Genomic DNA, 12,943 nt, shown 5'->3' on the forward strand with positions numbered 1-12,943 from the left:
GAGAAGATGATTCGTCATCTTCTTTTTTTATTTCGGTGTTTTTACTTGCGTAAAAAATTTTTTTCTAGTATAATAGTTTATTGTGAGCGAACCTCACTTACCCCTTGCAAAGTCTTGGGGTCATTAGACCAAAAGGAGGAACATATCAATGGCTAAATACGAAATTCTTTATATCATTCGTCCAAACATTGAAGAAGAAGCTAAAAACGCTTTGGTAGCACGTTTTGACTCTATTTTGACTGACAACGGTGCAACTGTTGTTGAATCAAAATCTTGGGAAAAACGTCGTCTTGCATACGAAATCAAAGATTTCCGTGAAGGACTTTACCACATCGTTAACGTTGAAGCAAACGACGACGCAGCTCTTAAAGAGTTTGACCGTCTTTCAAAAATCAACGCTGACATTCTTCGTCACATGATCGTCAAAACTGACGCGTAAGAAGGTAAACTATGATTAACAATGTTGTACTTGTAGGGCGTATGACACGTGACGCTGAGTTGCGTTATACCCCATCAAATGTAGCAGTTGCGACTTTTACTCTTGCAGTAAACCGTACATTTAAGAGTCAAAATGGCGAACGTGAGGCTGATTTTATCAATGTCGTTATGTGGCGCCAACAGGCTGAAAACCTTGCTAACTGGGCTAAAAAAGGCTCACTTATCGGGGTGACAGGTCGTATCCAGACTCGTAGTTACGATAACCAGCAAGGACAACGTGTCTACGTGACAGAGGTCGTGGCTGAGAATTTCCAAATGTTGGAAAGCCGTAGTGTGCGTGAGGGTCACACAGGTGGAGCTTATTCTGCACCAACTGCAAACTATTCAGCGCCTACAAATTCAGTACCAGACTTTTCACGTGATGAAAATCCATTTGGAGCAACAAATCCATTGGATATTTCAGATGATGATTTACCATTCTAATGGACAACTAAAATTATAAAGGAGAAAAAACATGGCTCAACAACGTCGTGGCGGATTCAAACGCCGTAAAAAAGTTGATTACATCGCAGCAAACAAAATTGAATATGTTGATTACAAAGATACTGAGCTTCTTAGCCGTTTCGTTTCAGAACGTGGGAAAATCCTTCCTCGTCGTGTAACAGGAACTTCAGCTAAAAACCAACGTAAAGTAACAACAGCTATCAAACGCGCTCGCGTAATGGCTTTGATGCCTTTCGTAAACGAAGATTAAAAAAGAGGTCCGGGTGGACCTCTTTTTCAGACCCGGTTGGGTCTTTTTTTCAGGTCCGGGTGGACCTCTTTTTCAGACCCGGTTGGGTCTTTTTTTCACGAGCATTAAAATGAAAGGGTGAGTTGAGGTCTGGGTGGACCTCTTTTTCAGACCCCGATGGGTCTTTTTTCACGAGATAGTTTTTTTCTGACCTTGGCGTGCTATAATAGTAATAGAAAGAGTAAAGGTGGGTAAGTCAAAGATGAATTGCACGATTAGAAATATGATTAAGTCTGATATTGAATTCTTATCTCATGGATTTATGAATCAAGGTTGGCCTGGTAGAGAGGAAATTTTGGCTAGATATTTTCTGGAACAGGAAAGTGGGGAGAGAGAAGTCTTAGTTGCAGAGATTGATGGTGCTGTAGCGGGCTACGTTACCATTTTGCCCTCTGCTAAACATGGTCCTTTTGCAGAAGTCTATCCAGAATTATCAGATTTTAATGTGTTTGAGCCTTTTCGAAATCAAGGGATTGGGAATCAACTGCTAGAAGAAGCAGAAAAACGAGTCAAGGTTGTTTCGAGTAAGGTCACTCTTGGTGTAGGTTTGCACTTAGGCTATGGCCCTGCCCAGAGATTGTATATCAGACGGGGCTACATTCCAGATGGGACAGGTGTCTGGTATCGAAATCAACCCTTGGAAATGAATGCAACTAGCCAAAATAATGATGATTTGGTTTTGTATCTAGTAAAGGAATTCGGATAAGAGACAAGGACTTTATTGGGGATGTGGGATTTCTCTACTTTATGGTATAATGGAAAGAGTTAGATTGAAAGAGGTAGTGAGATGGATGCCAAATTAAGATACAAGGCAAAGAAGATCAAGATTGTCTTTTTTGATATTGATGATACATTGAGGAATTCAAAGACAGGTTTTATTCCAGCTTCAATCCCAACTGTTTTTAAGCAATTACGTGAGAAAGGAATTTTGACAGGTATTGCTTCTGGACGAGGGATTTTTGGTGTCGTGCCAGAGATTCGTGAACTCAAGCCGGACTTTTTTGTGACCTTGAATGGGGCTTATATCGAAGATAAAAAAGGCCAGATCATTTATCAACATCAGATTGAGAAATCAGATGTTGAGGAGTATATTTCTTGGGCCAAGCAAGAGGAAATAGAGTATGGCTTGGTTGGGAGTCATGATGCCAAATTGTCGACTCGCACCGATATGATTAGTGAAGCTATTAATCCAATTTATCCTGATTTGGATGTGGATCCAGATTTCCATGAAAAAGAAGATATCTATCAGATGTGGACTTTTGAAGACAAGGGAGATGACTTGCACTTGCCTGACAGTCTCTCAGATAAACTTCGCATGGTTCGTTGGCATCAACATTCGTCTGATATTGTGCCGATTTCAGGCTCCAAAGCGACGGGTGTGGAAAAGGTGGTGGAACACCTAGGCTTGAAACCAGAGAACGTCATGGTTTTTGGAGATGGCCTCAACGACTTGGAACTCTTTGATTATGCTGGAATCAGCGTTGCAATGGGAATTTCTCATGAAAATATCAAAGAAAAAGCAGATTATATTACAAAAACATTAGAAGAAGATGGCATTTTTGATGCCTTAGAAGGATTTGGTATGGTAGAAAAAGAATTGCATTTCCCACAAGTAGACATTGAAACAGTAGAAGGTCCTATCGCGACTATTAAGACCAATCACGGAGACTTGCGTATTAAGCTCTTCCCTGAACATGCTCCTAAAACAGTAGCTAACTTTGTAGCTCTTTCAAAAGATGGCTACTATGATGGGGTCATTTTCCATCGTATTATCAAGGATTTTATGATTCAAGGTGGAGACCCAACTGGAACTGGTATGGGTGGCGAGTCAATCTACGGCGAATCATTTGAGGATGAATTCTCAGAAGAACTTTACAATATCCGTGGAGCCCTTTCTATGGCAAATGCTGGTCCAAATACCAACGGCAGCCAGTTCTTTATCGTGCAAAATCAACACCTGCCTTATTCTAAGAAAGAAATTGCTCGTGGAGGTTGGCCAGAACCGATCGCAGAAATCTATGCCAACCAAGGTGGGACACCTCACCTAGACCGCCGTCATACTGTTTTTGGTCAGCTAGCTGATGAAGCTTCTTACGCTGTTTTGGATGCCATTGCTGCTGTTGAGACAGGAGCTATGGACAAGCCAGTTGAAGATGTCGTGATTGAAACAATTGAAATCGAGGACTAAGATGAAAATAGGTGATAAGCTAAAGGGCCGTATTACAGGGATTCAGCCCTACGGTGCCTTTGTTGAGCTAGAAACGGGTGATACGGGGCTGATTCACATTTCAGAGATTCGAACAGGATTTATTGAAAATATTCATGACGCCTTGAAAGTCGATGAAGAAGTTCAAGTTCAAGTAGTGGATTTAGATGAATTTACAGGAAAAGCTAGTCTTTCTATCCGCACTTTAGAGGAGGAAAAGCACCAGTTTCCTAGACGGAGACGCTTTTCAAGCGACCGCTTTAACTACGGCTTTGCGCCTCTCAAAAGAATGATGCCAATTTGGACCAAGGAAGCCCTTCAACATTTGAAGAAGCAGAAGAATTAGTTAGAAATCTATATTCTTTGTAATGTTAATATAAATTTGCTATAATAGGACCATGGAAGAAGAACAATTATTAAAATCAGGAGAGCGCATTAACCAGCTCTTTTCGACAGATATCAAAATCATTCAAAATAGAGAGGTTTTTAGCTATTCGGTGGATAGTGTTCTCTTGTCACGATTTCCACGTTTTCCTAAAAAGGGCTTGATAGTGGATTTTTGTGCTGGAAATGGAGCAGTTGGGCTATTTGCTAGTACTCGGACTCAGGCACAGATTTTGGCTGTTGAGATTCAGGAGCGTTTGGCAGATATGGCTGAACGCTCTGTTCGTTTGAATGGTTTGGAAGAGCAGATGGAGGTCATCTGTGATGATTTGAAAAATATGCCTTCTCGTATACAGGGAAGTAAGGTGGATATGATTTTGTGTAATCCGCCCTATTTCAAGGTGGATCCTCATTCCAATCTGAACGAGAGTGAACATTATCTCTTGGCGCGCCACGAAATCACGACTAATTTGGAAGAAATCTGTCGTAGTGCCCAGAGTATTCTCAAGTCCAATGGGCGTTTGGCCATGGTTCATCGTCCTGATCGACTTCTGGATATTTTGGATACCTTACAACGGCATAATCTAGCCCCTAAGCGCCTGCAGTTTGTTTATCCAAAAAGAGAAAAGGAAGCCAATATGCTTTTGATTGAGGCTATCAAGGATGGCTCGACAAGTGGCTTTAAGGTCTTACCACCTCTCATTGTCCACAATGATGATGGCTCTTATACACCTGAACTTGAAGAGATTTATTATGGATCATAAGGCTTATATGTACGTGCTGGAGTGTCGTGATGGATCTTACTATACAGGCTATACGACTGATGTGAAGAGACGCCTCGCTGTCCACAATAGTGGGAAGGGAGCCAAATACACACGAGCACGATTGCCAGTCAAACTTATCTATGCTCAAGGTTTTGCCAGTAAGGAAGAAGCCATGTCGGCAGAAGCCCTTCTCAAGCGCAAGAAGAGGCCACAGAAGGAGCAATTTTTATCTGAAAATCAAGATAGAAATTTGCTCAGTTATTTTGAAGAGTAGTGAGGAGCCCTTTGACTCCTCTTACTTTTGTCAAAAAGCGAAAAAAATGCTACAATAAAGAGAATAAACAAAATGAGGTATTATCATGTCTAAGATTCTAGTATTTGGTCACCAAAATCCAGACTCAGATGCCATCGGGTCATCTGTAGCCTTTGCCTACCTTGCAAAAGAAGCTTACGGTTTGGATACGGAAGCTGTTGCCCTTGGAACTCCAAATGAAGAAACAGCCTTTGTCTTGAACTATTTTGGTGTAGAAGCACCGCGTGTTATCACTTCTGCCAAAGCAGAAGGTGCAGAGCAAGTTATCCTGACTGACCACAATGAATTCCAACAATCTGTATCAGATATCGCTGAAGTAGAAGTTTATGGTGTTGTAGACCACCACCGTGTAGCTAACTTTGAAACTGCAAGCCCACTCTACATGCGTTTGGAGCCAGTTGGATCAGCGTCTTCAATCGTTTACCGTATGTTCAAAGAACATGGTGTAGCTGTTCCTAAAGAGATTGCTGGTTTGATGCTTTCAGGTTTGATTTCAGATACCCTTCTTTTGAAATCTCCAACAACACACCCAACAGATAAAGTCATTGCTCCTGAATTGGCTGAATTAGCTGGTGTAAAATTGGAGGAGTATGGTCTGGCTATGTTGAAAGCTGGTACCAACTTGGCTAGCAAATCTGCTGACGAATTGATTGACATCGATGCTAAAACTTTTGAATTGAATGGAAACAATGTCCGTGTTGCTCAAGTAAACACAGTTGACATTGCTGAAGTTTTGGAACGTCAAGCAGAAATTGAAGCTGCAATGCAAGTTGCCAACACAGCAAACGGCTATTCTGACTTTGTCTTGATGATTACAGATATCGTCAACTCAAACTCAGAAATCTTGGCTCTTGGTGCTAACATGGACAAGGTTGAAGCGGCTTTCAACTTCAAACTTGAAAACAACCACGCCTTCCTTGCTGGTGCTGTTTCACGTAAGAAACAAGTGGTACCTCAATTGACTGAAAGCTTTAATGCTTAAGATTTTGAGTGTTAATTCAAATTAGAACAGGCTAGTTTGAATTATATCGAAAGGAGTTTCAGCTCCTTTTTTTCTAGGAGAGAAGCATGTTAGAAAATGGCGATTTGATTTTTGTGAGAGATGAGTCAGATATGGGACAGGCCATCCAGACTTCCACAGGTAACTATAACCATGTTGCGATTTATTTGGATGGGATGATTTATCATGCTAGTGGAAAGGCGGGTGTTATCTGTCAGGAACCAGCAGACTTCTTTGAGTCCAATCACTTATATGACCTCTATGTTTACCCAGAAATGGATATCCAGTCTGTGAAGGAAAAAGCTAGCAAACATCTGGGAGCTCCTTATAATGCTTCTTTCTATCCAGATGGAGAAGGTTTTTACTGTTCCCAGTACATGGCAGAAATTCTCCCCATTTTTGAAACCATTCCCATGAAATTTGGAGATGGGGAGCAGGAGATTAGTGATTTTTGGAGGGAGTATTACAGAGAACTAGGTCTGCCTATTCCTTTGAACCAGCCGGGGACCAATCCTAGTCAGTTGGCAGCATCGCCTCTGTTAGAATGTAAAGAAAGGAATCTTCATGATTCAGATTTTTAATCCATCTCGTTTGACGAGACAGCCATTTTTTAGAGAATTGATCCGCTATCTGGACCAGCATGAGGATGTGATTTTACGGGAAATCAAGGCTCAATTTCCAGATATTGCAGTTGATAAACTCATGGAAGAGTATATAAAGGCAGGTTTGATTCTACGAGAAAATAAGCGTTATTACCTTAATCTTCCTATGCTTGAATCACTCGATAGTCTCGAACTGGATCAAGAGATTTTTGTCAGCGAAGATAGTCCGGTCTATCAAGCCTTGTTAGAGCAGAGTTTTGAGACAGAATTGCGCAATCAAACCAATGCAGCTATTTTAGTTGAAAAGACGGACTTTGCGCGGACTAAAATGACCCTGTCTAATTATTTCTACAAGGTCAAACATCAGTATCCTTTGACAGAAAAACAGCAGGAACTTTACGACATTTTGGGAGATGTTAATCCTGAGTATGCTCTCAAATATATGACGACTTTTTTGTTGAAATTTCTCAAAAAAGACCAGCTTATGCAGAAACGCCGTGATATCTTTGTGGACAGTTTAGTTGTCCTAGGTTATATTGTCCAAAATGAAGATGGAAAGTATGAGTTGGCTATCGATTTGGATAAGGAAAGATTAACTTTCTACTTGGCCTGATTTCTTGTTTCTGAGCACATTGTTTGACTTTCTTTAGGATTAAGTATAAACTATATGTAACCGGTAACACATATCGGAATAAACTAAAGGAGACAATCATATGTCACTTGAAAACAAATTGGAACAAGCAACAGGCGCTATCAAAGAAGGATTTGGTAAAGTTACTGGAGATGGCAAGACTGAAGCAGAAGGCGCTGTAGAAAAGACAGTTGCTAAGGCAAAAGAAGTAGTTGAAGATGCTAAAGGTGCTGTAGAAGGTGCCGTTGAAGGTTTGAAAAACGCTTTTAAATAAAAATAGAAAAAATCAAGGGTTTCGTTTCCCTTGATTTTTTTACGATCCTTATAAATAATTTTCTGCTACGGCTGCATCTCCTGGATAGGCTTCTTTCTTTCCTTGGACGATTTGGTAGCAATCGGCTCCCTTACCGGCGATAATAACTGCATCTAATTCTTGACTTGTGATAGTCATCGCTGCCCTGATGGCTTCTTGGCGATCTGCAATTTTTTCAACAGGATGATTGATGTAGCTACTAATTTCATCTGCAATGGCCATTGGGTCTTCATAGTTAGGGTCATCAGCAGTCAAAAAGACTTGAATCTCAGGGTGTTGATTGAGGAGGAGGCCAAAGTCCTTGCGACGACTTTCTCCCTTATTTCCTGTCGAACCTAAGACCAGAGCAATCTTTCCAGTTTGATGAGTTTCTACAACATTGATTAGTTTTTTCAGACTGTCACCATTGTGGGCATAGTCGATAAAAACCTTGGCTCCATTTTTCTGAGTGAGGACTTCCATACGACCAGGAACACGGGTTGCAGCGATTCCTTTTTTTATGTCCTCAAGACTAGCTCCGAGACGAAGGCAAGCAAGTCCAGCAGCAACGGCATTTTCTTGATTGAAGTGCCCAATCAGTTGGATAGCATAATCTCCAGCGAGTTTACCACTAGCTGAAAAACTAAAGGCTTTGGAATTCTCGATTTGGTTATCAGACTGGCTACCGTAGAAATCATGGTCTTGATCTTCCACCTGTTCTTTTAGTACAGAGAAGTGGTCCATGTCACTGTTAATGATGACTGCTCGGCTATTTTTCATCAAGAGACGCTTGTGGTAGAAGTAGTCTTCAAAGCTAGGGTGTTCAATCGGGCCAATATGGTCGGGGCTGATATTGAGGAAAACTCCCACATCAAAGGTTAGACCATAGACACGTTTGACCAGATAGGCCTGACTGGATACTTCCATAATGAGGTGAGTACGGCCATTTTGCACAGCTTGATTCATCATATCAAAGAGGTCAATACTCTCAGGGGTTGTTAATGCAGACTTAAAGAAACTCTTGCCATCTAGAGTTGTATTCATGGTCGAGAGCATAGCAGGTCGATGCCCTTGAGATAAGATGTTATAAGCGAAATAGGCTGCTGTTGTTTTACCTTTGGTTCCAGTGAAGGCGAGGAGTTTGAGCTTTTTCTGTGGATTTCCATAAAATTCCATAGCTACCAAACTCATGGCTTTCTTGATATCACTGACGATAATAGCAGGAATACCAACTTCATAGTCTTCTTCAGCCACATACCAACCGAGGCCTTGAGAGATGGCAGAAATCAGAAATTCCTTCTTAAAGGCAGCACCCTTGACGAAAAAGAGGCTCTTCTCTTTGGCCTTGCGGCTATCATAGCAGATGGTGTCAAATATGACATGGCTGTAGTTGTAGTGATAATGTCCTTGGTCGATAATCTCACGTAAGAGATTATCTTTCTTTAAAATATCTAATACGGTTTCAATCTTAATCATACTTTCTATTGTAAACCGAAAGTCGTAAATTTACAAGTGACAAGGAAAAGTTTATAATGGAAGATGAGGAAGTTTTCCTAGTGATTAAAATTAAATGAGGAATCTATGTCTAACGAAAACAATCACCAGCAGGCCCAGATGTTACGGGGGACTGCTTGGCTAACGGCTAGTAACTTTATCAGTCGTCTACTCGGTGCCATTTATATCATCCCTTGGTATATATGGATGGGGTCTTATGCGGCTACAGCAAATGGTCTCTTTACCATGGGCTACAATATCTATGCCTGGTTCTTGCTGGTTTCAACAGCGGGTATTCCAGTTGCGGTGGCCAAGCAAGTGGCCAAGTACAATACCATGCGAGAAGAAGAGCATAGCTTTGCCCTGATTCGGAGCTTTTTAGGCTTTATGACTGGATTAGGTCTTGTTTTTGCACTAGTCTTGTATGTCTTTGCTCCTTGGCTAGCAGATTTGTCAGGTGTAGGGAAAGACCTGATCCCAATCATGCAGAGCTTGGCTTGGGCGGTCTTGATTTTCCCATCTATGAGTGTGATTCGAGGCTTCTTCCAAGGGATGAATAACCTGAAACCTTATGCCATGAGCCAAATCGCTGAGCAGGTCATTCGTGTTATCTGGATGCTCTTAGCTACCTTTATGATTATGAAAATGGGCTCAGGAGATTATCTAGCAGCGGTTACCCAATCCACCTTTGCTGCCTTTGTCGGCATGGTAGCTAGTTTTGCAGTTTTGATCTATTTTCTTGCCAAAGAAGGATTGCTTAAAAGAGTCCTTGAAACAGGAGATAAGATTAATAGTAAGCGTCTTTTGATCGACACCATTAAGGAAGCCATTCCTTTTATCCTGACAGGGTCTGCTATCCAGCTTTTCCAGATTTTGGACCAGATGACCTTTATCAATAGTATGAGTTGGTTTACCAACTATAGTAATGAAGACTTGGTTGTCATGTTTTCTTATTTCTCTGCCAATCCTAATAAAATCACTATGATTTTGATTTCTGTTGGGGTTTCGATTGGGAGTGTAGGTTTGCCACTTTTGACTGAAAACTATGTTAAGGGGGACTTGAAGGCGGCTTCTCGTCTCGTTCAGGACAGCATTACCATGCTTTTCCTATTCTTGCTACCAGCAACGGTTGGAGTAGTCATGGTAGGAGAACCTCTCTATACTGTCTTCTATGGCAAGCCAGATAGTTTGGCTATGGGCTTGTTTGTCTTTGCAGTTTTGCAGTCTACTATTTTAGGCTTGTACATGGTCTTGTCTCCAATGCTTCAAGCCATGTTCCGCAACCGCAAGGCAGTTCTCTATTTTATCTATGGTTCCATTGCCAAGCTGGTCTTGCAACTGCCAACCATCGCTCTCTTTCACAGTTACGGGCCTTTGATTTCAACAACCATCGGTCTCATCATTCCTAATGTTTTAATGTATCGGGACATTTGCAAGGTAACTGGTGTTAAGCGCAAGGTGATTTTGAAACGAACCATTTTAATCAGTTTGTTAACTATTTTCATGTTTCTAGTAGTTGGGACATTCCAGTGGATTTTAGGATTTGTCTTCCAACCAAGTGGACGTTTGTGGAGTTTTCTATATGTGGCCCTTGTCGGTGCCATGGGTGGAGGTGTTTATGGAGTTATGAGTCTCCGTACCCGTTTGTTGGATAAGGTGATTGGAAAAGCTCAAGCAGATCGCTTACGAATCAAATTAAAATTAACTTAAAAAACATTTATAAATAAAAGGAATAATTTGAACGTTTCTATCATGAAATGCTTAGATTATTCTCTTTTTTATTAATTTGTAGAATGATAACTAAAGTTTGTAGATGGTAATTTTATTTTTCTTAAATTTTACTTAAAAAGCTATTGACTAAATAAAACTCAAGTTGTATAATAAGACAAATATTTAAATCAGGAGGTTCTGGAGATGAAAAAGTCTAAAGCCAAGTATGCAGCACTTGCAGGTGTCGTGTTAAGTGCAGGTATTTTATTAAGCGCGTGTGGAAGTTCTAGCACAGGGTCAAAAACATATAACTATGTTTATACCAGTGATCCGTCTAGTTTGAATTATCTAGCAGAAAACCGTGCAACGACCAATGATATCGTGGTTAATTTGGTAGATGGGCTCATGGAAAATGACCAGTATGGAAACTATATTCCATCTTTGGCAGAGGATTGGAGTGTTTCTAAGGACGGTTTGACCTATACATACAAACTGCGGAAAGATGCGAAATGGTATACTGCAGATGGGGAAGAATATGCTCCTGTAACTGCCCAAGATTTTGTAACTGGTTTGAAATATGCGGCTGATAAAAAATCAGAAGCCTTGTACTTGGTGCAAGAATCCGTTGCTGGTTTGGATGATTACATTAACGGTAAAACAAGCGACTTTTCAACTGTCGGAGTCAAGGCTCTTGATGACCAAACTGTTCAATATACCTTGACACGACCAGAATCTTACTGGAACTCAAAAACAACCTCAACCATTCTCTTCCCAGTCAATGCGGATTTCTTGAAATCAAAAGGGGATGATTTTGGGAAGGTAGACCCATCTAGTATTTTGTACAATGGACCTTTCTTGATGAAATCCTTTGTTTCAAAATCTGTCATTGAATTCAAGAAAAATCCGAACTACTGGGATGCTAAAAATGTCTTTGTAGATGATGTGAAATTGGCCTATTATGATGGTAGTGACCAAGATGCACTGGCTCGTAACTTTGTAGAAGGTGCTTATAGCTATGCTCGTCTTTATCCAAATAGTTCAAGTTTTGAAGGAATTAAAGAAAAGAATAAGGACAATATCATCTATAGCTTGCAAGATGCTACTTCTTACTTCTTAAACTTTAACCTAGATAGAAAATCTTATAAATTCACTTCAAAAACAAGTGATGCTGAGAAGAAATCGACTCAAGAAGCGGTTCTTAACAAAAACTTCCGTCAAGCCATCAACTTTGCATATGATCGTACAGCTTACGGGGCTCAATCTCAAGGAGAAGATGGTGCAACTAAGATTTTGCGTAACTTGGTTGTTCCTCCAAACTTTGTAAGTATCAACGGAAAAGACTTTGGTGAAGTAGTAGCCTCTAAGATGGTCAATTATGGTAAGGAATGGCAAGGAATCAACTTTGCGGATGCCCAAGATCCATACTACAATGCTGAAAAAGCCAAGGCTAAATTTGCAGAGGCTAAGAAAGAACTCCAAGCTAAAGGAGTTCAATTCCCTATCCACTTGGACATGACAGTTGACCAAGCTGCTAAAAAGGGTGTCCAAGAGGCAAATTCTATGAAACAATCTATTGAAGCAGCCTTAGGTGCAGATAATGTTGTAATTGATATTCAACAACTCTCCACTGAAGACTATGATAGTACAAGCTATCTGGCTCAAACTGCTGCTCAGAAAGATTATGATCTTTACAACGGTGGTTGGGGATCTGACTATCAAGATCCATCAACTTATCTTGATATTTTCAATGTGAAGAGCGGTGGAGTGTTGCAAAATCTGGGTATAGAGCCTGGTGAATCTAATGATAAGGCTAAGGCTGTTGGACTGGATATCTACACTCAAATGCTGGAAGAAGCCAATAAGGAGCAAGATCTTGCAAAACGCTATGAAAAGTATGCTGAGATCCAAGCATGGTTGGTAGATAGCGCTTTAGCGATTCCAAATATTTCTAAGGGGGGAACACCAGTATTGAGAAAAACAGTTCCTTTCTCAGAACCATATTCATTAGCTGGTAATAAAGGAATCGAATCCTATAAATACCTCAAAGTACAAGATAAAACAGTCACAAAAGATGAATATGAAAAAGCTAAAGAAAAATGGCTGAAAGAAAAAGAAGAATCCAATAAAAAAGCTCAAGAAGAATTGGCAAAACATGTCAAATAAGGATTTTTAAAGAAAACGATGGTTTCGAAAGAAGCTGTCGTTTTTTAATAGAATGGTAGCGAAGTTGGAAGAAAAGTGCTTACATTTTTTAATTGCTTTATTAAATTTATGTTATAATGAATATAAGAAACTACGTTCGAAAATTTACCCAAT

15 protein-coding genes are annotated in these 12,943 nt (G+C 40.4%); 14 read left to right on the top strand and 1 reads right to left on the bottom strand.

The annotated features are described in order from the left end of the window. The first annotated feature begins 148 nt into the window (after positions 1-148). From rpsF to ACN076_RS04050, 12 genes are all read left to right on the top strand, one after another. A complete protein-coding gene (gene rpsF, locus ACN076_RS03995) occupies positions 149-439 on the top strand; it encodes a 30S ribosomal protein S6 (protein WP_001151778.1) in 291 nt (96 codons plus the stop codon). 11 nt (positions 440-450) lie between these two features. Beyond that, positions 451-921 (top strand): single-stranded DNA-binding protein SsbA, encoded by a 471-nt coding sequence (gene ssbA / locus ACN076_RS04000; RefSeq protein ID WP_000609606.1) that lies wholly within the window; start codon positions 451-453, stop codon positions 919-921. A 31-nt stretch (positions 922-952) separates the two neighbouring features. Next, positions 953-1,192: a 30S ribosomal protein S18 gene (rpsR, locus tag ACN076_RS04005; RefSeq protein WP_000068664.1), complete on the top strand. Its 240-nt coding sequence runs from the start codon at positions 953-955 to the stop codon at positions 1,190-1,192. 241 nt (positions 1,193-1,433) lie between these two features. Next, positions 1,434-1,937 carry a GNAT family N-acetyltransferase gene (locus ACN076_RS04010; protein ID WP_261025034.1) on the top strand — a complete coding sequence of 168 codons (504 nt, stop codon included), beginning with the start codon at positions 1,434-1,436 and terminating at the stop codon, positions 1,935-1,937. A gap of 81 nt (positions 1,938-2,018) precedes the next feature. Then, positions 2,019-3,419: a bifunctional Cof-type HAD-IIB family hydrolase/peptidylprolyl isomerase gene (locus ACN076_RS04015; protein ID WP_261025033.1), complete on the top strand. Its 1,401-nt coding sequence runs from the start codon at positions 2,019-2,021 to the stop codon at positions 3,417-3,419. 1 nt (position 3,420) lies between these two features. Further along, complete coding sequence (locus ACN076_RS04020; protein ID WP_033677723.1) at positions 3,421-3,783, top strand: S1 RNA-binding domain-containing protein; 363 nt, start codon at positions 3,421-3,423, stop codon at positions 3,781-3,783. Between the two features lie 52 nt (positions 3,784-3,835). Further along, positions 3,836-4,585: a tRNA1(Val) (adenine(37)-N6)-methyltransferase gene (locus tag ACN076_RS04025; protein ID WP_261025031.1), complete on the top strand. Its 750-nt coding sequence runs from the start codon at positions 3,836-3,838 to the stop codon at positions 4,583-4,585. Further along, entirely contained in the window at positions 4,575-4,859 is a 285-nt protein-coding gene (locus ACN076_RS04030; RefSeq protein ID WP_414391244.1) for a GIY-YIG nuclease family protein, read from the top strand. Before ACN076_RS04025 ends, ACN076_RS04030 begins: the two co-directional genes overlap by 11 nt. Before the next feature lie 85 nt (positions 4,860-4,944). Then, the gene (locus tag ACN076_RS04035) at positions 4,945-5,880 is read left to right on the top strand and encodes a manganese-dependent inorganic pyrophosphatase (protein ID WP_420790186.1); all 936 of its coding nucleotides are present in this window, start codon (positions 4,945-4,947) and stop codon (positions 5,878-5,880) included. A gap of 86 nt (positions 5,881-5,966) precedes the next feature. Continuing rightward, a complete protein-coding gene (locus tag ACN076_RS04040; protein WP_004257120.1) occupies positions 5,967-6,479 on the top strand; it encodes a YiiX/YebB-like N1pC/P60 family cysteine hydrolase in 513 nt (170 codons plus the stop codon). Beyond that, positions 6,463-7,113 (top strand): DUF1803 domain-containing protein, encoded by a 651-nt coding sequence (locus ACN076_RS04045; RefSeq protein WP_261060661.1) that lies wholly within the window; start codon positions 6,463-6,465, stop codon positions 7,111-7,113. Before ACN076_RS04040 ends, ACN076_RS04045 begins: the two co-directional genes overlap by 17 nt. Positions 7,114-7,213: 100 nt before the next feature. After that, on the top strand, positions 7,214-7,405 hold the full coding sequence (locus tag ACN076_RS04050; RefSeq protein ID WP_000051182.1) for a CsbD family protein: 192 nt from the start codon (positions 7,214-7,216) through the stop codon (positions 7,403-7,405). A 48-nt stretch (positions 7,406-7,453) separates the two neighbouring features. On the opposite strand, the gene ACN076_RS04055 is transcribed toward ACN076_RS04050, so the two are convergent. After that, positions 7,454-8,899, bottom strand: coding sequence for a UDP-N-acetylmuramoyl-L-alanyl-D-glutamate--L-lysine ligase (locus ACN076_RS04055; protein WP_261078621.1), 1,446 nt, complete (start codon positions 8,897-8,899; stop codon positions 7,454-7,456). 105 nt (positions 8,900-9,004) lie between these two features. Here ACN076_RS04055 and ACN076_RS04060 point away from each other — a divergent pair, with 105 nt between their 5' ends. Both ACN076_RS04060 and ACN076_RS04065 read left to right on the top strand, forming a co-directional pair. Continuing rightward, the gene (locus ACN076_RS04060) at positions 9,005-10,627 is read left to right on the top strand and encodes a polysaccharide biosynthesis protein (protein WP_261060659.1); all 1,623 of its coding nucleotides are present in this window, start codon (positions 9,005-9,007) and stop codon (positions 10,625-10,627) included. A 204-nt stretch (positions 10,628-10,831) separates the two neighbouring features. After that, positions 10,832-12,790, top strand: coding sequence for a peptide ABC transporter substrate-binding protein (locus tag ACN076_RS04065; protein WP_084926838.1), 1,959 nt, complete (start codon positions 10,832-10,834; stop codon positions 12,788-12,790). Positions 12,791-12,943: the final 153 nt, after the last annotated feature.

The organism is Streptococcus sp. K0074 (genome assembly GCF_048843365.1).
GTDB classification, from domain to species: domain Bacteria; phylum Bacillota; class Bacilli; order Lactobacillales; family Streptococcaceae; genus Streptococcus; species Streptococcus mitis_BM.